1 protein-coding gene is annotated in these 478 nt (G+C 63.6%); it reads left to right on the top strand.

Going from position 1 to position 478, the window contains the following annotated elements:
• Nucleotides 1-171 precede the first annotated feature (171 nt).
• The coding region (locus tag AC1DYF_RS40390; protein WP_477884559.1) for a DUF2934 domain-containing protein at nucleotides 172-478 on the top strand (307 nt) is incomplete at its 3' end.

The following is a 478-nucleotide window of genomic DNA, read 5'->3' as shown; positions in this document are numbered from 1 at the left end:
AGGCAAAACACGATCCTGCGGCACAAAGCCTTCGCAGACCTTGCGATGGTCGACGAGTGCGCCACGACGAGACGGCGGAACGAAGACGTCGGACAAGGGTTCAGCTCAGGAGAACGGTCGGAGCGCCCCGGGCATTCCATTCGGTGGACGAGAAGCAATCAGGAGAAAAACATGGACGACGATGAGCGCATCCGCGATCGGGCCCACGCGATTTGGGAGGAAGAAGGGCGGCCGCATGGACAACATGAATCGCATTGGCATCGCGCGCTGGCCGAGCTGGGGCCGGCCAATGCGACCGAACAGGAGCCGGGGGCGACTGTCGATCCGCAATCCGTCGTGTCCATCTCCGGGATCGATCCTGCGGCCACCGAGGCTTCGACGCTCGTGAAGCGGTATCTGGCCCTTGGCGGTGTACGGAAGGCAGCAGCCGACGACAACCAGATTTCGACGCGGGTGTGGGAGGGAGAACGAGCCGCCC

Source organism: Rhizobium sp. P2_G9, from assembly GCF_056403475.1.
Note: the sequence above shows the minus strand (reverse complement) of the source record. Positions and strands in the feature narration are given on the sequence as shown.